Source organism: Streptomyces sp. MMG1533 (assembly GCF_001279775.1).
Lineage (GTDB): Bacteria > Actinomycetota > Actinomycetes > Streptomycetales > Streptomycetaceae > Streptomyces.
In genome coordinates, this window is record NZ_LGDG01000221.1 from 33,714 (window position 1) to 53,378 (window position 19,665).

A 19,665-nucleotide genomic window follows, 5' to 3' on the forward strand; every position below is an offset into this window, starting at 1 on the left:
GAAGCGGTCGGCGACCGCCGCGGGCCGGGATGGTCCGACGACGGCACGCTGCCCGGCCGACTCCGCGCGGCGCCCGCCCGTGGCAGTCGCCCGCCTCGACTGACCCCGCGGCAGGTCGCCCGCCGCAACTGACGGCGGCTGCGGGCAGCGCACATGGCAATGCCCGGGCCGGCCCTCTGCGGGCCGACCCGGGCATCATCCGTGAGATCAGACGAGGTCGAAGCGGTCCAGGTTCGAGACCTTGACCCACGCCGCGACGAAGTCGTTCACGAACTTCTCCTTCGCGTCGTCGCTCGCGTAGACCTCGGCGAGGGCGCGCAGCTCGGAGTTCGAGCCGAAGACGAGGTCGGCACGGGTGCCGGTCCACTTGACCTCGCCGGTGGCGGCGTCGCGACCCTCGAAGGCGGTCTGGTCCTCCGAGGTCGAGCTCCACGTCGTGCCCAGGTCGAGCAGGTTGACGAAGAAGTCGTTCGTCAGGATGCCGGGGGTGTCGGTGAACACGCCGTGCGACGACTGACCGTGGTTGGCGCCCAGGACGCGCAGGCCGCCGACGAGGACGGTCAGCTCGGGGGCGCTCAGGGTGAGCAGGTTCGCCTTGTCGAGCAGCAGGTACTCGGCCGGCAGGCGGTTGCCCTTGCCGAGGTAGTTGCGGAACCCGTCGGCGGTCGGCTCGAGCGCGGCGAACGACTCGACGTCCGTGTGCTCCTCGGTGGCGTCGACGCGGCCCGGCGTGAAGGGAACCGCCACGTCGAAGCCGGCGTCCTTGGCGGCCTTCTCCACGGCGGCGGCACCGCCGAGCACGATCAGGTCGGCCAGGGAGACCTTCTTGGCGCCGGAGTTGAACTCCTGCTGGATGCCCTCGAGCGTGCGCAGCACCGTCGCGAGCTGGTCGGGGTCGTTCGCCTCCCAGCCGCGCTGCGGCTCCAGGCGGATGCGGGCACCGTTGGCGCCGCCGCGCTTGTCGCTGCCGCGGAAGGACGAGGCCGCTGCCCACGTGGTGGACACCAGCTGCGAGACGGACAGGCCCGAGTCGAGGAGCTTGGCCTTGAGGGCCGCGATGTCACCGGCGTCGATGACCTCGCCCTCGGCCTGCGGCAGCGGGTCCTGCCACAGCAGCGTCTCGGACGGGACCTCCGGGCCGAGGTACAGCGACTTCGGGCCCAGGTCGCGGTGGGTCAGCTTGTACCAGGCGCGGGCGAAGGCGTCCGCGAACTGGTCGGGGTTCTCGTAGAAGCGGCGCGAGATCGGCTCGTAGGCCGGGTCGAACCGGAGCGCGAGGTCGGTCGTCAGCATCGTCGGTGCGTGGCTCTTGGTCGAGTCGTGGGCATCGGGGACGGTGCCCGCGCCGGCGCCGTCCTTCGCAACCCACTGGTTCGCACCGGCGGGGCTCTGGGTCAGCTCCCACTCGTACTCGAACAGGTTCTTGAAGAAGCCGTTGCTCCACTGGGTGGGCGTGCTGGTCCAGGTGACCTCGAGGCCACTGGTGATCGAGTCGCCGCCCTTGCCGGTGCCGTAGGTGCTCTTCCAGCCGAGGCCCTGCTGCTCGAGCGTGGCGGCCTCGGGGTCGTCGCCGACGTGGTCCGCCGGGCCCGCGCCGTGGGTCTTGCCGAAGGTGTGACCGCCCGCGATCAGGGCGACCGTCTCCTCGTCGTTCATCGCCATCCGGCGGAACGTCTCACGGATGTCGCGGGCCGCGGCCAGCGGGTCCGGGTTGCCGTTCGGGCCCTCGGGGTTGACGTAGATGAGGCCCATCTGGACGGCGCCGAGGGGGTTCTCCAGCTCGCGGTCGCCGGTGTAGCGCTGGTCGTCGAGCCAGGTGGTCTCGGGACCCCAGTACACGTCCTCGTCGGGCTCCCAGACGTCCGCGCGGCCGCCGCCGAAGCCGAAGGTCTCGAAGCCCATCGTCTCCAGGGCGACGTTGCCGGTGAGGATCATGAGGTCGGCCCAGGACAGGCTCTGGCCGTACTTCTTCTTGACCGGCCACAGCAGACGGCGGGCCTTGTCGAGGTTGGCGTTGTCCGGCCAGCTGTTCAGGGGGGCGAAGCGCTGCTGACCGGCACCGCCGCCGCCGCGGCCGTCACTGATCCGGTAGGTGCCGGCGCTGTGCCAGGCCATGCGGATCATGAGCGGGCCGTAGTGACCGAAGTCGGCGGGCCACCAGTCCTGCGAAGTGGTCAGTACCTCGGCGATGTCCTGTTTCACCGCCGCGAGGTCGAGGGCCTTGAACGCCTCGGCGTAGTCGAACTCCTCACCGAGGGGGTTGGCCACGGCGGGGTTCTTGGCAAGGATCTTCAGGTTGAGCCGCTCCGGCCACCACTGGCGGTTTCCACCGCCCTGGGTGGGGTGCGGGGCGCGCGTGTGCGCGACCGGGCAGCCTCCGGCCTCCTCCGGCTTCGGGTCCGTGACGATCGCGTCATGGTTCTCGGTCATGGGGGAATCCTTCCGAACGGGGTGGATCACATGCTCAGGAACTGAGAGCGGTGGAAGCTGTGGAGCAGGTGGGGCACAGGCCCCAGTAGATGACCTCGGCCTCGTCGACAGAGAAGCCGTGGTCTTCGGCCGCGGTCAGGCAGGGGGCGTGGCCGACCGCGCAGTCGACGTCGGCGACGACGCCGCACGACCGGCACACGAGGTGGTGGTGGTTGTCGCCGACACGTCCCTCGAACCGGGCGGGGCTGCCCGGTGGCTCGATGCGGCGTACGAGTCCCGCGGCGGTGAGCGCGTGGAGGGCCTCGTACACGGCTTGAAGAGATATGTGGCCCACGCGGTCGCGCACCCCGGAGGCGATCGCCTCGACGCCGAGGTGATCACCGTCCCGGACGGTCTCGAGCAGTGCGGCACGGGCGGCCGTCACCCGCAGGCCGGCACCGCGGAGTTCCTCGGCAGTGGTCGGGGGCTGCGGTGAAGTCATGACGCCAACCTACCCTCATAAACACGAACGGTTCAAGAAAAGGAACAGTACAAGTCTGATGTCCTGCCGGGTGGCGTTCCGGCACCGGGACGTAACCCGGGGGTGGGGGCGCCGCCCCTTCAAGGCTGTGAGGCCGGACGTGCGGCGCGGGTCCGGCCGCGCCGCCCCGCGTCAGCCGGGCCGTCGGCCGCGTCGCCGACGGTATCCGCCAACTCCTCGATACCAGCGGCTGGTTGACATCCGGGCGAACTCCGGCTGACGTACTGCCGTACCCCCCATGGAGGCTCGACACATCGCCGCCTCCTGGAGGCAAGCTCTCTCCCGCAGCATCGGCATGTCCTTGACACCCACGACGGTAAGGAAGCGCCTGTGAGAACGCCCCGCACCGCGCGAGGAGCCGCACTTCTCGCCTCGGGCACCGTGCTGACGACCCTCCTCGCAGCGTTCCCGGCAGAGGCGGCCGGTCTCCCGGTGGTGACCGCCGCCGCCGAGACCGCCGCTCTCTACGACGACGAGGCCGGCGGCAACTCCGACGCCGACGACCCGGCGATCTGGCGCAACCCCGCCGACCCGGGGCGCAGCCTCGTCGTGGCCACCGCCAAGGAAGGCGGCCTGCGGGTCTACGACCTGGACGCCCGCCCGGTGCAGTCGCTGCCCGCACCGCAGGCGCCCGGCGAGGACGACGCCCCGGGCCGCTTCAACAACGTCGATCTCGTGTCCGGCCTGCGTACCGCGACCGGCCGGGCCGACGTGGCGGTGGTGAGCGACCGTGGCAGCGACCGGCTGCGGATCTACCGCATCGACCCCTCGCAGCCGGGCGGTCCGCTGACCGACGTCACCGACCCGGCCGCCGCACCGGTCTTCTCCGCCGGCCAGACCGAGATCAACGACCAGCGCACGGCGTACGGCCTGGCCGCCTGGAAGGACAGGTCCACCGGCCGCACCTACGCGCTGGTGAGCCGACGTGAACGCACCCGCCTGGCCCTGCTCGAACTCGTACCGGCCGCGAACGGCACGGTCGGCTACCGCAAGGTCCGCACCCTCGACCTCCCCTCCTCCTTCCGCCTGCCCGACGGCACCACGTGGAGCCCCTGTCTGGAGCCCGGCGAACTCCCGCAGGTCGAGGGCATGGTCGTCGACCCGGCCACCGGCACGCTCTACGCAGGTCAGGAGGACGTCGGCATCTGGCGGCTGCGCGCCGACCTCACCGGCAAGCCGGTGCTGGTGGACAAGGTGAAGGAGTACGGCGTCCCCGGGACCTACGACGAGGAGACCGAGGAGTGTGCCCCGGGGGCCGACCCCGGCTACGGCGGCAAGCGCCTGTCGGCCGACGTCGAGGGCCTGACGCTCTTCCAGGAGCGGGACGGCGACGGATATCTGCTCGCCTCCAGCCAGGGTGACGACACCTTCGCCCTGTACGACCGCGAGGTGAGCGAGGGCAACGAGTACGAGGGCGGTTTCCGGATCGGCGCCGCTACGGACACGCTCGACAGCGTGGAGGAGTGCGACGGCGCCGCCGTCCTGAACGCCCCGCTCGGCGACCGTTACCCGCGCGGCCTGCTCGTCGTCCAGGACGGCCAGGAGACCCCCGCGGTGCCGGACGGGGAGGGCGGCACGCGCACGGCGACCGGCTTCAAGTTCGTCGACCTCGGTGCGGTGGTCGACGCCGCCGGGATGTGAACGTCCCTGGACGGCCGCCGGGCCGATGCCCGGCGGCCGTCGCCGGCACGCTCGTCAGTGATGGGCGTGGACGACCGCGTGCCCCTTGCCGCGTCCGATCATCCACTTGTTCACGGGGACGGTGATCACGAAGGCGATCACGAACCCGCCCAGGAGCGCCCACCAGAACAGCCCGTCCGACAGTTCGGCCTCCATCGCGCCCGGGGTGAGGGCGATGACGGCGTTGTCCACCAGCTCCATCACGGCGATCGAAACGGTGTCGGCGGCCAGCGCCACCTTGATCGCGGACCCGAGGTCCAGGCCGGCCCGGCGCACCGCGAACAGGGTGAACGAGTAGCCGAACAGGAACGCGAGGGCGATCGCGAGGACCATGGTCGGCACGTTGCCCCAGAGCAGGGCGGTTCCGATGGCCATGCCGAGGATCTCGCCGATGGCGCACCCGGTCAGGCAGTGCAGCGTGGCCTTCGCCGCGGTCGCCCAGGAGGTTCCCGCGGGTCCGTCGTGAGACATCGTGTGGTCGGCGCCGTGGTCCATGACCTCATCCCCGTTCCAGTCCGCTGTGGCTCTTTCCCGTGGTTCCGTACGCCGTCAACCATATACCCCCCAGGGGTATTCCTCTCCGTGTGAGTCGATACCGGGGGCGACGATCTCCGCGGGGGCCTCGGCCTGTCCTCCGGACTTGGCGGCTGTCCCGGCCCGGGCGAGCCCGCTGCACCGTGCGGACCCTGGGCCGACCCGAGACACCCGGGCGTTCGTACGCGCGGCACGCGCCCGGGTGTCTCGGTGCCCTGGATGCGTCAGTTCTTGCCGAGGAGCTTGTTCATCTCGGCGATCTCGGCGGTCTGCGCGGTGACGATGTCGTCGGCCATGGCCGTGGCGGGTCCGTACCCGCCCTTGCTCTTCTCGGTCGTGGCCATCTCGACGGCGCCCTCGTGGTGTTCGATCATCATGGTCAGGAACATGGTGTCGAAGTCCGTGCCGGACGCCTTCTCCAGCTCGTCCATGTCCTCGCCGTCCATCATTCCGGCCATGCCGGAGTGGCCCGAGTGACCGGAGGGGGCGGCGTCCTCTCCCCAGGAGGTCAGCCAGCCGGTCATGGTCCTGATCTCCGGGTCCTGAGCCTTCTCGATGCGCGAGGCGAGGTCCTTGACCTTGGCGGATGAGGCCCGGTCGGCGGCGAGTCCGGCCATCTCCAGTGCCTGGCGGTGGTGCGGGATCATGCCCTGGGCGAAGGACACGTCCTGGGCGTTGTGCCCGGCGGTGGCCGACGGCGACGCGGAGCCGTGACCGCCTCCGTGGCCGCCGGCGCTCTCTTCGGTGTTGCCGCAGGCCGCGAGGACGAGGGCGGCGGTGACGGACGCGGCCACCACGGCGGCGCGGCGCGTCAGGGTGCGGGTGTTGCGCATGCTGGAACTCCTGCTGGGTGAAAGGGATCTGGACGTGCCGGAGCGCACCGGATCGCCCGGCCTCGGGCGCGGTGCAGCGCGGTGTCTAGATCCGCAGGAGTTGGAGTTCCGCCAGGTCGGGCGGGGCGCGTGCGCCGTCCGGAGCCCCGGCCGCGTACGGGCACACGGCGTACGCGCGCTCCGGTACGGCCACCGGGTCTGGGACGAGCGCCGGAAGCGTCGGCGCGCCGCTCACCGCGGCCGCCGAGCAGGTCGGGTCGGCGTGCTGAAGGTGACCCCCGCCGCAGCCGCTGTCTCCGGGGCAGTCGTCGTGGGCGGCGACCGCGGTCGCCGTCATGCGCTGCGGCCCGTCGTGTTCGTGGACGGCACCGCCGGGGGCCAGCGCGTGCATGCCCAACAGCCCGGCCAGCAACCCGAGCACGAGCAACGCCCGCCACCGCCCGAGGGCCGGTGGCGCGCCGTATCGCTGTGCGCGGGCTGTCACGGCGCTCATGCTACGGAACGCACCACGCGATGCCGTACGCGCCCCGCCGCACCGGCCAGGAGTCGCCTCGTACGCGCTGATGGCAGAACGGCGCGACAAGCGGCCCGAGCCACCGGGATTCTTCACATGCCGTGCATCGTTTCCTGACGTTGTGTGGGCGCCTTCGCCGTTGCCATGCCGAGGTAACGCCGTATCAATTCACGGGCGCAGCTCACGCCTTCCTCGTTGCGGTCCGGTTTCGCCGGTCGGGAGCCGTACGGCCGTGCCTGTGCAAAATCGGTGCCGGAATTCCCGGGCGCGAACGGGGTGCCCCGGGGGCGCGTGGCAGGATCGGGCGGCATGAGGGCCTCCCCTGCGGTACGAGGGCTGCGCGCGGCGGTGTTCGCGGCACTGTGCGTGCTGCTGGGCGTCGGGGGACACGCGCTCGCGACCGGGATGGCGCCGCCGGTGTGGGAACAAGTCGCCGGATTCCTGCCGGTGTTCGCGGGCGGATTCCTGCTGGGCGGGCGGGAGCGGTCGCTGGTGGCCATCGGCGGCGGGACGCTCGCGGCGCAGGGCGGGCTGCATGTCGCGTTCGGTGCCGCGCTGCCGCCTGCGGTCACGGCCATGCGCGGCATGCATATGGCCACACCACATGGCCTGACGGCCCATGGCCTGACGGCCCATGCCCTGACACCACACGCCCTGACTCCACATGCCACCCTCGCCCATGTCTCGGCCGCCCTCCTGATGACCTGGTGGCTGCGGTGCGGTGAGGCCGCGCTGTGGACGCTGTTGCGCCGGGCCGTCGCGCTCGTGCCGGGGCTCGCCGCCTGGTGGCAGGTGCTGAGGGGCGGGTGGACCGTACCGGGCCCTCCCGGGGGCGTACGGCGAGCAGGCGAGGGAGCGCGAGCGTTGCGCCGTGTCCTGCTGCGGCACGAGGTGCAGCGGCGCGGGCCGCCCGCGGGGACTCCGTACGCGATCTGACCCCCGACACCCTTCCTCAGTACGGAGATCCACCCACCCATGTCCTACCGACCCATGTCCTACCGACCCATGTCCTACCGACCCATGTCCTACCGGCTCATGTCGTACCGACCCATGTCCTGGGCACCCATCGCCCTGCGCCGCACCGGCGTCGTCGCCGCCCTCGCCGCCGCCGGAGTGCTGGCCGCCGCGGGCGTCGCCTCCGCGCACGTCACCGTCCACCCCGAGAGCTACGCCAAGGGAGCCACCGACGGCGTCCTGAGCTTCCGCGTACCCGACGAGTCCGACTCCGTGAGCACCACCGAGGTGCGGCTCTTCCTGCCCACCGACCATCCGGTCCTCGGAGTACTCGTCTCCCCGCACGACGGGTGGAGCGCCAAGGTGACCGACACGAAGCTGAAGACCCCGGTCAAGACGGACGACGGCACCATCACCGACGCCGTCTCCGAGATCACCTGGACCGGCGGCAGGATCGGACCCGGCCACTACGAGGACTTCGACGTCGCCTTCGGCCAGTTGCCCGACGACACCGCACAGTTGACGTTCAAGACGCTCCAGACGCACTCCGACGGAAAGGTCGTCCGCTGGATAGAGGAGGCCGAGCAGGGCGCTGAGGAACCGGAGAACCCGGCGCCGGTACTCAAGCTCACGGCGGGCGACGGCACGTCGGAGGCGGCACCCGAGAGCTCGGAGTCGACGGCTTCGGCGAGCGACTCCACCGCGCGCGGGCTCGGCATCGCCGGTCTGGTCGTGGGCCTGCTGGGGCTGGCGGCAGGGGCGTTCGCCGTCGTACGAAGCCGTGGGACCGGGACCCGTGCCGAGTAACACGCGGCGCCCGCACCGACGTTGACGTGTCGTGGATCACACGGGTGGGGATGAGTCCGAGGCCGGGGGGATTTCCGTACCCCACCGTGACGATCTGCGTGTGGATGCGAGGATGAGGCGCCATGACAGCCGGGTGGGGTTCTCGCACAGTACGAGCCGCGGTGTTCGCGGCCGTCTGTGTGCTGCTCGCCGCCCTGGGCCACGTCATGATGTCCGGCAGCCACGTATCCGCCTGGGTGTTGGCCGTCGGATTCGCCGCGACCGTCTCGGTCGGCTGGCGCCTGGCCGGTCGGGAGCGCGGGCTGCCGCTGATCGTGGTCGTCGTGGTCGCCGTCCAGACCCTCCTGCACTCGGCGTTCTCGCTCGCGCAGTCGGCGAGCGGGGCGCCGGCGGGCGGTTCGACGGCGTCGGACACGGGCTTCCCGCACATGGGCTCCGGGGACGTGGGCTCCGCCCACACGGGTTCGATGCACATGGACGGCATGGGCTCCATGGATATGAGTCACATGGGGCACTCCGCCGGCGGCGGTACGTCCGAGTTCGGCATGCTCGCCGCCCACCTCCTGGCCGCGCTGCTGTGCGGCCTGTGGCTGGCGCACGGCGAACGGGCCGCCTTCCGCATCCTGCGCGCCGTCGCCGGATGGCTGGCGGCTCCACTGCGGCTGCTGCTGGCGCTGCCCGCCGCCCCTGACCGCCCGCGTCTGCGGGGACGCCGCCTCCATCCGGACCGGGCGCCGCGCCTGCTCCTTCTCGTCCACGCGATCACTTCTCGGGGTCCGCCCCTGGGGACGGCTGTCGTCTGAAGACAGCTCTGGTAACCCGAGGCGCCGTACGGCGCCTCGGGCAGCGGTCGTACGCCCACGCAGGTGTCGCACGGTCGCATTCCCCCTCGCCATCACGGATGACCCGAGAAGGACACCAGGTGATCACTCCTGCCCTGCCCGCCGCCACCCACGGCCGGGACAAAAGGGACTCATTGGATTCGTTGAACTCAAGGGGTTCATGGGACTCCATAGACGAGTCGACCACCGCCTGGGCGCTCGCCGCCCGTGCCGGTGACGCCGAGGCCGTCGAGCACTTCGTCCGCGCCCTGCACCGGGACGTCGTGCGGTACGTCGCCCACCTCTGCGCCGATCCGCAGGCCGTGGACGACCTGGCCCAGGACACGTTCCTGCGGGCGCTCGGCAGTCTGCACCGGTTCGAGGGCCGTTCCTCCGCCCGTGTATGGCTGCTGTCCATCGCGCGCCGCGCGGTGATCGACAGTTACCGGTACTCGGCGGCGCGGCCCCGGCTGCACGACGCGACGGACTGGCAGCTCGCCGTCGAGCGGGCCCAGCCGTGCGGTCTGCCCGGCTTCGACGACGGCATCGCCCTGGCCGACCTGCTGGCGGCGCTGCCCGAGGAGCGCCGGGAGGCGTTCGTCCTCACCCAGCTGCTGGGGCTGCCCTATGTGGAGGCGGCCGCGCTGACCGCCTGTCCGGTCGGCACGGTCCGCTCCCGGGTGGCCCGGGCCCGCGCCACCCTCATCGACCTGCTGACCGCGGCGGACGAGCAGCGCCCGCGGCCGGCCGTCCTGGCGGCCTGACCCGGCGGCGCAGCCTCCGGATCGGCCCGGCCCGGATCGGCCCGGCCCGGATCGGCCCGGCCCGGATCGGCCCGGATCGGCCCGGCCCGGATCGGCCCGGACCGGATCGGCCCGGACCGGATCGGCCCGGACCGGATCGGCCCGGACCGGATCGGCCCGGACCGGATCGGCCCGGACCGGATCGGCCCGGACCGGATCGGATCGGCCACCGTGCCGAGCGTGGCCGGACCGGTCCCGGCCAGGACGAGTCCCTGGCCGGACGGCCGGACGGCCGGGCCTCCGGGCCTCCGGGCCTCCGGGGTGATCGGGTGCACCGCCTCGTGGTCGGCGAGATGACGCACAGTACGGGGCAACGCCCGCTCGGCAATGCCCGGTTGCCCCGTCGAGATCCAGGTGGGCCCGCCCATGGACCTTCGTCGGCGCTGCCGCGCCGACCATGCGGGCCCACGCGGCCCCCCTACTCGGCGCGTGCCTCCGAGGCCAGGCCCGGCAGCAGTGCGTACATCGCCTCGCGCTGGGCGGGTCCCATGAACTGGTCCAGCGCCTGGACCACCGTCTCGGCCAGCAGCCCGGAGGACTCCGTCAGCAGGCGTCGCGCCTTCTCCGTGAGGGCGACCTCGACGCCCCGCTTGTCGCCGCAGACCGACTTGCGGTTGACGAGGCCGGCGTGCTGGAGGCAGGCGATCTGGTAGGTGAGCCGGGTCTTGGGGCGGCCCAGGAGCTCCGCGATCTGCGTCATGCGCAGGCCCGCGGGCTGCTCGGCCAGCAGGCACAGGACCAGGAACTCGTCGTGGGAGACGTCGAGCCGCTCCTTGACGACGGAGCGCAGCCGCTGTTCCACGGCCCCGGTGGAGGCCAGTACGACCATCCAGGCGCGGAGCTCGTCCGGCAGCAGCCCACCGCCCTGCGCGGAGGGGCATTCGGGCAGGTCGGCGGGGCGCTCGTCGGGGTCGGCCATGTTCTTGAGTGTACCTGTTGTCCAATTTTGAATTAGGTGGTTGTTCAGATTTGGATAATGGGCTAGCGTGAGGGTCCTCCAAATTTGAACCACTGAGATCGAGGGAAAGATCATGACCGTCGCTGTGGAAACCGGCCTCTGGCAGCTCGACCCGACCGCGTCGACCGTCGCGCTCCGGCACAAGACGATGTGGGGCCTGGTCACGGTGAAGGGCACCTTCTCCGGCGTCACGGGCCAGGGCGAGGTGCGCCCCGACGGGTCGGCCGTCGGCACCCTCACCCTGGACGCCGCCTCCCTGGACACCAAGAACGCCAAGCGCGACACCCACCTGCGGTCCGCCGACTTCTTCGACGTCGACAACCACCCCGAGATCACCCTCACCGTCCGCAGCGCCGAACTCCGCGACGGCAAGACCGTCCACGTCGTCGGTCAGCTGACCGCGCGCGGCATCAGCAGGCCCCTGACCTTCACCGCGAGCCTCGCCGGAGCGGACGCCGACGCGCTCACGCTGGATGCCGAATTCACCGTGGACCGCGCCGAGTTCGGCCTGGGCTGGAACCAGATGGGCATGATCCGCGGCCTGACCACGGTCACGACCACGCTCCGTTTCAGCCGGGCAGCAGCCTGATGTAGGTGCTCGACAGCGTCTGCGGCGAGGGGGTGAAGGCCCGCAGCCGGATCCGTACGCCCGGGCGTCGGGGGAGGCCGTACTTCCCTCCGGGCGGCCGGAGTTCGTACGTCGCCGTCGTGTGCGCGGGCAGCGCTGCCGGACCCCGCACGACCGACCAGTACGGGTCCATGCCCTGGCCCGTGGTGAGCGTGAAGTGGGGTGTCAGGGCGCTGTCGTCCGTGTTGGTGACCCTCAGGGTCAGCCCGGACACGGCGCTCGCCGAGGCCCGCCGCACCGAGGCGACCCGCATCCGCAGCGGAGGTGTCCCCGTCACCGCCAGCGCCGATGCGAACAGGGCCGGCGCGAGCAGCAGTACCGCCGCCGCGACCCGCGCCGGACGACGGTGCGGGCCGGACAGGAGGCGCGGCCTGGGCTGCCACGCGCCGGCGAACTCGGACGGGGGCGCGGTCACCGCCGCCGCCAGCCACAGCGGCGTCATCATCAGGAAGTAGCCGTCCTGCGAGCGGGTCGCCAGATAGAAGGCGCACCACGGCAGGACGGTCGCCGCCGACCCCAACCGCCGTACGAACAGCACGAACAGCGCCAGGAGGCCCGCGGCCAGCAGCAGGCTCGCATGCGCGTACCAGTCGAGCCGGTCGCTGCCGTTCGTGAAGTAGAGCGAGACGTCCACCAGACCCTGACCGTGCAGCACCGCGCCCTGCGTCAGCGGCAGCGCGATGCCGGTGAACCAGGCGGCAGGCTCGCTCACGATGAAGTACGTGTTGATCAGCAGCCATGCGGTGACGGCGACCCCGACGATCCGCAGCACCACCAGCGCCGCCGCCCGCGCGCCCAGTTCGCCGCGCCGCACGGCGTAGATGCCCGCCAGCAGGAACGGTGCGAGAAACCACGGCAGTTGCTGCGCGGCGCACGCCGCTCCCAGGCAGGCGGCCTGCGCCGTCCCGGCAGGCCCGAGCCGTCCGCCCCGCCCGATCCGCGGCCAGCGCACCACCACCGGCACCAACAGGGCCAGGGCCAGGACCGCCGGGTAGCCGAGGCGGCCGTACACGGGCAGCATGCCGAAGCCGAGGCACACCATGGTGGCCGCCGACCGCCACGGGCCGGGCAGCAGCCGCCACAGAGTGACCGTGCCGACGATCAGCGCGCCACTGGCCACCACCGCCGCCGGGGTGCCGCCGCGCCCCAGCCACAGCAGGGGCGCCGTGAGCAGCGGCGCCAGCGGGGGATAGCCGTACGTGAAGTCGTAGCCGCCGCTCACCGTCGGGGTGACCGCGATGCCGGGGTGGCCGAACAGCCAGGGCCACGGCTGCCCGTAGACGGTGTGTCCGGCGACGAGTTCGCGGGCGGCCTGCGCGGTGAGGTCCGACTCGTCCGAGCCCCGGTGGAAGAGGGCGAGCGCGCACAGGGCGAGCGTCACCGCGGTCACCAGGACCCACAGGTCCACCCGCGCCAACGACCTCTCGCGGCGTACCACCAGCGCCAGTACACCGCACACCAGGATCGAGGCGTAGCAGACGGAGATCACGGCGGCCACGGGGAGCCGGTGCCCGGCCGCCTGCGCCCACACCGACCTCGTACCGATGAGCAGGCTGATGTCGGCGAGCAGCGTCAGGACGCGATGCCACTGCGCGGGTGGTTCCGGGCCGGCGGACACCGCCGACTGGGTCCGCCGGCCGGGTGCCGACAGCTGAGTATCTGCCAGGAGCACGCCACCGAACGCTAATCGTGCCTGGTGAGCGGGGTGCCGATGAGCGTGAAGAGTCCGGTGTGAGGGCGGTAAGGAGCGGGCGTCCCGGGCGAAGAAGGGCTCAGTAGACGTCCCGTACGTACCGCTTCGCCGCCGCCAGCTGCTTCACCCACGCCGACGCCTCGGCCTCGTCCAGCCCGCCGTGCGCGACCGCGATGTCCCGCAGGGCCCGGTCCACGTCCTTCGCCATGCGGGAGGCGTCGCCGCAGACGTAGAAGTGGGCACCGTCCTGGAGCCAGCGCCACAGCTCGGGGCCGTGCTCGAGCATCCGGTCCTGCACGTACACCTTGTTGCGCTGGTCCCGGGAGAAGGCGGTGTCGAGGCGGGTCAGGGCGCCCTCGTCGAGAAGCGCGGTCAGCTCGTCCTCGTAGTAGAAGTCGGTGGCGCGGTGCTGCTCGCCGAAGAACAGCCAGTTGGGTGCCCCGTGACCGAGCTCGCGCCGCTCCTGGAGGAAGCCGACGAAGGGCGCGACCCCCGTGCCCGGGCCGACCATCACCATCGGCGTCGCGGCGTCGACGGGCGGCCGGAAGTGCGGTGAGCGCTGCACGAACACCGGCACCTGCGTGTCGTCCTCGGCGTCGGCGAGGAAGGGCGAGCAGACCCCGCCGCGCGGACGGCCGTGCAGGTTCTCGTAGCGCACGACGGACACCGTGAGCGAGACCTGGTGCGGGTCGACGAGCGGGCTGGACGATATGGAGTACAGCCGCGGCTGCAGCTTCCTGAGGACGTCCGCCCAGTCCTGCGCACCCGCCCGCACGGGGTGCTCGGAGAGCACGTCCACCGCCTGGCGGCCCCAACTCCACTGTGCGAGGCCGTCCTTGTTGTCGGGGCGCAGCAGCCTGCGCAACTCCCGGTCGTCACTGACGTGTTCGGCGACGAAACGGAGCAGGTCGGGGGTGATCTTCGTGATGTCGAGGTGCCGGTACAGGGCCTCGGCGAAGGGCACCTCCCCAACCCCTTCCAGAGATACGGAGGTTGATCCCTCCACCCCGGTCGCAGCGAGCCATTCCTCCACCAGGGCGGGCGAGTTGACCGGCCGCACCCCGAGCGCGTCCCCGGCCTCGTACGTCAACGGCGTCCCGCTCGTGTCGAAGGTGAACCGCCTGACCTCCTTGCCCGCGCCGGGCCGGCTGAGCAGCCGGTTGCCGACGAGGCGGGCGGCCGTGGGGGCGGGTTTGGGAGAGCGGGCGGGCTTCGCGGCCGGGGGCTCTGCGCGTGTCGCGGGCTCCTGGACGTCGGTCCTGGTGCCCAGCGCGCTCAGCACCCCGTCCAGCCACGCGTCGGCCGACGGCTCGAAGTCCGGTTCGCAGTCGGTACGCGGAGCCAGCCGCACCGCGCCCAGCTCGTCCAGCCGTGCGTCCAGCCGGCGCCCGTGCCCGCAGAAGTCGTCGTACGAGGAGTCGCCGAAGGCCAGGACGGCGTAGCGGACCCCCTCCAGGCGCGGGGCCTGCTCCCCGGACAGCCGCTCCCAGAAGCCGGAGCCGTTGTCCGGTGCGTCCCCGTCGCCGAAGGTGCTGGTGATCAGCAGCAGGTCGGCGCCGGACGGCAGCGCGCCCGGGTCGGTGTCGTCCATGCCGACGAGCGTCGGCGTGTGCCCGCTCGCGGACAGCCGGTCGGCGACGGCCGAGGCGAACTCCTCGGCGTTGCCGGTCTGCGAGGCCCACAGGATGACGATCTCGCGGCCGCGCCGGACCTGGGGTTCGGCCGTGGTCCGCGAGTACATGCCGGCGAGGACGCCGTTCACCCACAGCGCGTGCTCGGGGCTGAACGGCGCGTCCGGGGGAAGTACCGGGATGCCGGGGGCGCCGGAGTTGATGCCCGCGAGGAAGCCGGTGAGATAGAGCCGCTCCTGAGCCGTGAGCACGGGCGGCGGGGCCGGGGCGAGCCCGAAGGGGTCCGCGCCCGGGGTGACGGCGGTCGGGGTGACGGCGGTCGGGGTGACGGCGGTCGGCACGAGGACGTCAGCAGGGGCCGCCGGGACCGCCGCGGCCGCCGGTGCGGCCACCCGCGTCAGCGACACCGCACACACCTTGAACTCCGGCTGGAACGACACCGGATCCACCGCGTCGCTGGTGACGGCGTTGACGCTCAGGTACTCCCCGAACAGGTCGTTCCAGTGGAACGGCGCGAAACAGGCCCCCGGCAGCACCCGGTCGGTCACCACCGCGGGCAGCACCGCCCGCCCCCGCCGCGACGCGACCTCCACCCGGTCGCCCTCCGCGATCCCCAACTCCCGCGCGTCCTCGGGATGCAGCTCCACGAACGGCCCGGCGTTCAGCTTGTTGAGCTTGGCGACCTTCCCCGTCTTGGTCAGCGTGTGCCACTGGTGCTGCACGCGCCCGGTGTTCAGCACGAACGGGTAGTCGTCGTCCGGCATCTCGGCGGCCGGCATGTGCGGCCGCGCGTGAAACACGGCCCGCCCATTGGCGGTCGGGAACCGCAGCTCGCCCTCGTCCACGTACCTGATCGGATTGCGCTCCGGGCCGTCCTCGGCGGCGGCCGGCCACTGTACGGGCGTCGACCGCAGCCGCTCGTACGTCACCCCGCGCAGGTCCCACCCGGTCACCGGGTTCCAGAAGCGCCGGATCTCCTCGAAGATCTCCTCGGCACTGTCGTACGAGAACCCCTTCTCGTACCCCATCTCCCGCGCCACGGCCGCGATCAGCCGCCAGTCCGCCATCGCCTCCCCGGGCGGATCGGCCGCCGCCTGGGTCAGCGTGAGGCTGCGCTCGCTGTTGACGAAGACACCCTCGCCCTCGGTCCACATCGCGCCGGGCAGGACGACATCGGCGTACGCGTTGGTCTCGGTGTCGCCGAAGACGTCCTGGGTGACGACGAACTCGGCGGCCTCCAGGCCCTCGATGACGGTACGGCGGTTGGCGACCGAGGCGACCGGGTTGGTGCAGATGATCCAGCAGGCCCTGATCTCGCCGTCGGCCATCTTCTGGAACATCTCGACGGTGCCCTTGCCGACCCCGTCGGCCCGGACGGTCCCCGGCGGCAGCTCCCACAGCTCCTCGACGAACGCGCGCTCGTCCGGCACGAGCACCGACCGCTGCCCCGGCAGACCCGGCCCCATGTAGCCCATCTCACGGCCGCCCATCGCGTTGGGCTGGCCGGTGAGGGAGAAGGGCCCGCAGCCCGGACGGCAGATGGCGCCGGTCGCGAGATGCAGGTTGACCAGGGCGTTCGTGTTCCAGGTGCCGTGCGTGGACTGGTTGAGCCCCATGGTCCAGCAGCTCATCCACTCACCGGCCTCGCCGATCAGCCGCGCGGCCTGCCCGAGGTCCTCCTCGGCGATCCCGGTGATCTCTGCGACAGCCGTGGGCGTGTAGTCGGCCAGGAACTCCTCCATCGCCTCCCAGCCGTCGGTGTGCGCGGCGACGAACTCGGGGTCGGTGTGCCCGTTCGCCACCAGCAGGTGCAGCAGACCGTTCAGCAGAGCCAGGTCCGTACCCGGCTTGACCTGCAGGAACAGATCGGCTTTCGCGGCGGTCGCGGTGCGCCGCGGGTCCACGACGATCAGCTTGGCCCCCGCCTTGACCCGCTCCATCATCCGCAGGAACAGGATCGGATGGCAGTCGGCCATGTTCGACCCGATGACCAGGAAGACGTCCGCCTTGTCGAAGTCCTCGTACGACCCCGGCGGCCCGTCGGCGCCCAGCGACAGCTTGTATCCGGCACCCGCGCTGGCCATGCACAGCCGCGAGTTCGACTCGATCTGGTTGGTCCGTACGAAGCCCTTGGCCAGCTTGTTCGCCAGGTACTGGGCCTCCAGGCTCATCTGTCCGGAGACGTAGAAGGCGACCGCGTCCGGCCCGTGCTCGTCGACGATCGTGCGCAGCCGCCGCGCGGTCTCGGCGATCGCGTCGGCAACGGGCGCCGGCACCGGCTCCTCGCCACGGTCGTCCCGCACCAGCGCGGTGGTCAGCCGACCGGGCGCGGCGAGCATGTCGGCAGTGGTCGCACCCTTGGTGCACAGCCGGCCCGCGTTCGCCGGGTGCGCCTTGTCGCCGGACGCCTTCAGGACCGTACGCCGCCCGTCCGGCCCCATGCCGACGTCGAGCAGCATGCCGCAGCCGACACCGCAGTACGAGCAGACCGTCCGTACCTGCTGGGTCGGGGGGGTCGTCGTCATGCCGACAACCGTACGAATTGCCCGTTACGCCTGTGTCACATGACTTGATCATCAGGGGTTACACCCGTCACACAGCCGTGCCAGCGTCGGTGTGAGGGGGGTCGCGGAGCGTGTCGTGTTGGGCCGAACGGGTGACCATGCGTAAGAATTGCCCGATGCAGACAGCAGTGCGAGCCAAGGATGGAGCGTGCCGGTGAACAGCCACGATGTCACCGACGAACAGTGGGAGGGGCTCGCCCAGGTCGTACCGTTGCGGGGCCGGGACGCCTGGCCGTCCTCGGTCGGTCACCGGTCGCTGCCCGAGGCGGAGACCGAGGCCCGGCGTCGCTTCGTCGTACTGCGGGTCAATGTGTTCGGGGACGCCCGCGAGGTCGCCGAGACGCTGATGGCGGGCATTCCCGTACTCCTCGACCTCACCGGCGCGGAGACCGACGTCGCCAAGCGGGTCCTCGACTTCAGCACGGGGGTCGTCTTCGGTCTGGCCAGCGGAATGCACCGCGTCGAGCGGAACGTGTTCCTGCTCACACCGGCCGGCACCGAGGTGACCGGACTGATGGACGGGGTCGGCGTGCCCGGCGCGTGAGGCCGGTCCCCCGATCGTAGGAAGGTACTCCTGGCGGAACGGTTCGCCTGGCCGGCACGGCCCTACGGTCCGCATATGACAGTGTCCTGCACGCCCCCCATGTCCGCCTTACCCCCCTCTCCGGCACCGTCGGGGGACGGGAGAGGGCATCCGGACCGGCCGTGCGTCACGGAGCTGCGGCTGTCCGCCTTCGCCGGGCACCGGCGTGCCGGGTTCCCGCTCGGCCCGCTCACCCTGTTCGCGGGGCCCAGCGGCTGCGGCAAGACGACCGCGCTGCGGGCGTACGAGGCACTCGCCCGGCTCGGCGGCGGGGTCGCCCTCGGCGAGGTGTTCCCCGACCCGCTCGCCTGCGTCCCCGACCGCGCCCGGCCCGACGCCCAGCGCCGACGCGGCTTCCGCATCGGCTGTACGGCCGACGGACCCGAGGGCCCGGTCCGGCTCGACGTGGCGATCCAGGCGGAACCCGACCTGCGCATCGTGGGCGAGCGGTTGTCGACGGACGGCCTGGTCCTCCTGCAGACCGCCCTGCGCGACCCCTCGCGTCGCACCGTGCAGGCGGCCTGGCACACGGCGGGCTCCGAGCGGGTCACCCGCGCCCCGCTGCCCGACGACCGGCTCGGCACCGCCCTGCTCCCGCTGCGCGTGGCCGGCAAGACGGACGGGCAGCGCAGGGTGCTCGCCGCCGCCGAACAGATGGTCGTGGCCCTGCGCTCCGTCTTCGCCTGCGACCCACGCCCCGGCCGGATGCGCGCCCCCGTCCCCACCGGATCCGGGCGGCTGCTCGGCGGCTGCGGCAACCTCGCCGACGTGCTCTGGCGCACCCGCGCCGAATGCACCCGACGGCACGCGCAACTCGTCGCGGCGGTGCGCGCCGGATGCGCCGGACCCGTCACGGACCTGTTCGCCGAAGTGCTCACCGACGGGACCGTCCGCGCGCTGCTCGACCGGGGCGACGGGATCCGGACGCGGCTCGGACGGCTGGGCGACGGGGAGCTGAGGTACCTCGCCCTCGCGCTGGTGCTGTTCACCGGGCCCGGGGTGCTGGAGGTCGACCCGGTCGGCGAGGTGCCGGCGGCCATGCAGACGCTCACCGTGCTCGCCGACAACCTCGACCGGGGCCTGGACCCACGGCAGCGGACCGAACTGCTGCGGCTCGCCGCCCGCATGTGCGACCGCGGCCACATCCGCCTGGTCGGCGCGGTCAGCGACGCGTCCTGGGCCACCGGAGCCGAGGGGGTCACGGTGGTACACCTGGACCCGTGACCGAACCTCTCGACGTGGCGAAACTGCAGCGCAGGCTGGCCGAGTTCGCCGCCGCGCGCAACTGGCAGCCGTACCACACCCCCAAGAACCTCGTCGCCGCGCTCAGTGTGGAGGCGTCCGAACTGGTCGAGATCTTCCAGTGGTTGACGCCCGAGGAGTCCGCCGGAGTCATGGCCGACCCCGACACCGCGCACCGCGTCACGGACGAGGTCGCCGACGTCCTCGCGTATCTGCTGCAGTTGTGCGAGGTGCTCGGCATCGATCCGCTGGCGGCGCTGGACGCGAAGATCGACCGGAACGAGCGGAGGTTTCCGGCACCGTAGACCGGTTTGTCGTAGACCAATCCCGGGAACGGTCGAGTCCGCTTTCACTCTCCGCAGTCAAAAGCTGAACCGAAATCGATTCGTTGTCCGCAGATTTCAGCCTTCCTCTGGCTTTTCGTCTCAACCGCCCTCACTCTGGGTAGTGGACAAGGGAGTTCGGGCGGA

At 71.8% G+C, this 19,665-nt stretch carries 17 protein-coding genes; 9 read left to right on the forward strand and 8 right to left on the reverse strand.

What is annotated here, in order from left to right; genetic code table 11:
* Positions 1-207: 207 nt before the first annotated feature.
* Together katG and ADK57_RS24860 are read right to left on the reverse strand one after the other, a co-directional pair.
* Positions 208-2,430 carry a catalase/peroxidase HPI gene (katG, locus tag ADK57_RS24855; protein ID WP_053751766.1) on the reverse strand — a complete coding sequence of 741 codons (2,223 nt, stop codon included), beginning with the start codon at positions 2,428-2,430 and terminating at the stop codon, positions 208-210.
* Positions 2,431-2,464: 34 nt separating this feature from the next.
* On the reverse strand, positions 2,465-2,911 hold the full coding sequence (locus ADK57_RS24860; RefSeq protein WP_053751767.1) for a Fur family transcriptional regulator: 447 nt from the start codon (positions 2,909-2,911) through the stop codon (positions 2,465-2,467).
* Between the two features lie 369 nt (positions 2,912-3,280).
* Between ADK57_RS24860 and ADK57_RS24865 the strand changes: the two genes are divergently transcribed.
* Positions 3,281-4,591 (forward strand): phytase, encoded by a 1,311-nt coding sequence (locus ADK57_RS24865; protein ID WP_053751768.1) that lies wholly within the window; start codon positions 3,281-3,283, stop codon positions 4,589-4,591.
* Between the two features lie 54 nt (positions 4,592-4,645).
* Here ADK57_RS24865 and ADK57_RS24870 read toward each other — a convergent pair whose 3' ends face one another.
* The 3 genes from ADK57_RS24870 to ADK57_RS24880 form a co-directional block, all read right to left on the reverse strand.
* Positions 4,646-5,125, reverse strand: a complete 480-nt coding sequence (locus ADK57_RS24870) for a DUF4396 domain-containing protein (RefSeq protein ID WP_053751769.1) — start codon at positions 5,123-5,125, stop codon at positions 4,646-4,648.
* A 263-nt stretch (positions 5,126-5,388) separates the two neighbouring features.
* The gene (locus tag ADK57_RS24875; RefSeq protein WP_053751770.1) at positions 5,389-5,997 is read right to left on the reverse strand and encodes a DUF305 domain-containing protein; all 609 of its coding nucleotides are present in this window, start codon (positions 5,995-5,997) and stop codon (positions 5,389-5,391) included.
* 85 nt (positions 5,998-6,082) lie between these two features.
* Positions 6,083-6,481: a DUF6153 family protein gene (locus tag ADK57_RS24880; RefSeq protein WP_420711891.1), complete on the reverse strand. Its 399-nt coding sequence runs from the start codon at positions 6,479-6,481 to the stop codon at positions 6,083-6,085.
* Between the two features lie 339 nt (positions 6,482-6,820).
* On the opposite strand from ADK57_RS24880, the gene ADK57_RS24885 reads away from it, so the two are divergent.
* From ADK57_RS24885 to ADK57_RS24900, 4 genes are all read left to right on the forward strand, one after another.
* Complete coding sequence (locus ADK57_RS24885) at positions 6,821-7,447, forward strand: hypothetical protein (protein ID WP_053751771.1); 627 nt, start codon at positions 6,821-6,823, stop codon at positions 7,445-7,447.
* A 114-nt stretch (positions 7,448-7,561) separates the two neighbouring features.
* Positions 7,562-8,272 (forward strand): YcnI family protein, encoded by a 711-nt coding sequence (locus tag ADK57_RS24890; RefSeq protein ID WP_053751802.1) that lies wholly within the window; start codon positions 7,562-7,564, stop codon positions 8,270-8,272.
* Between the two features lie 122 nt (positions 8,273-8,394).
* Positions 8,395-9,075 (forward strand): hypothetical protein, encoded by a 681-nt coding sequence (locus ADK57_RS24895; protein WP_078973312.1) that lies wholly within the window; start codon positions 8,395-8,397, stop codon positions 9,073-9,075.
* 119 nt (positions 9,076-9,194) lie between these two features.
* On the forward strand, positions 9,195-9,857 hold the full coding sequence (locus ADK57_RS24900) for a sigma-70 family RNA polymerase sigma factor (protein WP_420711892.1): 663 nt from the start codon (positions 9,195-9,197) through the stop codon (positions 9,855-9,857).
* Positions 9,858-10,314: 457 nt separating this feature from the next.
* Here ADK57_RS24900 and ADK57_RS24905 read toward each other — a convergent pair whose 3' ends face one another.
* Positions 10,315-10,815, reverse strand: a complete 501-nt coding sequence (locus tag ADK57_RS24905) for a MarR family winged helix-turn-helix transcriptional regulator (RefSeq protein WP_053751773.1) — start codon at positions 10,813-10,815, stop codon at positions 10,315-10,317.
* Between the two features lie 112 nt (positions 10,816-10,927).
* On the opposite strand from ADK57_RS24905, the gene ADK57_RS24910 reads away from it, so the two are divergent.
* Complete coding sequence (locus ADK57_RS24910; RefSeq protein WP_053751774.1) at positions 10,928-11,443, forward strand: YceI family protein; 516 nt, start codon at positions 10,928-10,930, stop codon at positions 11,441-11,443.
* Here the strand turns inward: ADK57_RS24910 and ADK57_RS24915 are convergent.
* Together ADK57_RS24915 and ADK57_RS24920 are read right to left on the reverse strand one after the other, a co-directional pair.
* The gene (locus ADK57_RS24915; protein ID WP_420711893.1) at positions 11,424-13,154 is read right to left on the reverse strand and encodes a hypothetical protein; all 1,731 of its coding nucleotides are present in this window, start codon (positions 13,152-13,154) and stop codon (positions 11,424-11,426) included. The two genes, ADK57_RS24910 and ADK57_RS24915, sit on opposite strands and share 20 nt — an antisense overlap.
* A 100-nt stretch (positions 13,155-13,254) precedes the next feature.
* Complete coding sequence (locus tag ADK57_RS24920) at positions 13,255-17,331, reverse strand: bifunctional nitrate reductase/sulfite reductase flavoprotein subunit alpha (RefSeq protein WP_053751775.1); 4,077 nt, start codon at positions 17,329-17,331, stop codon at positions 13,255-13,257.
* A 187-nt stretch (positions 17,332-17,518) separates the two neighbouring features.
* Between ADK57_RS24920 and ADK57_RS24925 the strand changes: the two genes are divergently transcribed.
* The 3 genes from ADK57_RS24925 to ADK57_RS24935 all read left to right on the forward strand — a co-directional run bounded on the left by ADK57_RS24925 (position 17,519) and on the right by ADK57_RS24935 (position 19,500).
* Positions 17,519-17,914: a cell division protein SepF gene (locus ADK57_RS24925; protein ID WP_078973314.1), complete on the forward strand. Its 396-nt coding sequence runs from the start codon at positions 17,519-17,521 to the stop codon at positions 17,912-17,914.
* A gap of 75 nt (positions 17,915-17,989) precedes the next feature.
* On the forward strand, positions 17,990-19,177 hold the full coding sequence (locus tag ADK57_RS24930) for an AAA family ATPase (RefSeq protein WP_078973315.1): 1,188 nt from the start codon (positions 17,990-17,992) through the stop codon (positions 19,175-19,177).
* Positions 19,174-19,500 (forward strand): nucleotide pyrophosphohydrolase, encoded by a 327-nt coding sequence (locus ADK57_RS24935; protein WP_053751777.1) that lies wholly within the window; start codon positions 19,174-19,176, stop codon positions 19,498-19,500. The genes ADK57_RS24930 and ADK57_RS24935 overlap by 4 nt, the downstream gene beginning before the upstream one ends.
* Positions 19,501-19,665: the final 165 nt, after the last annotated feature.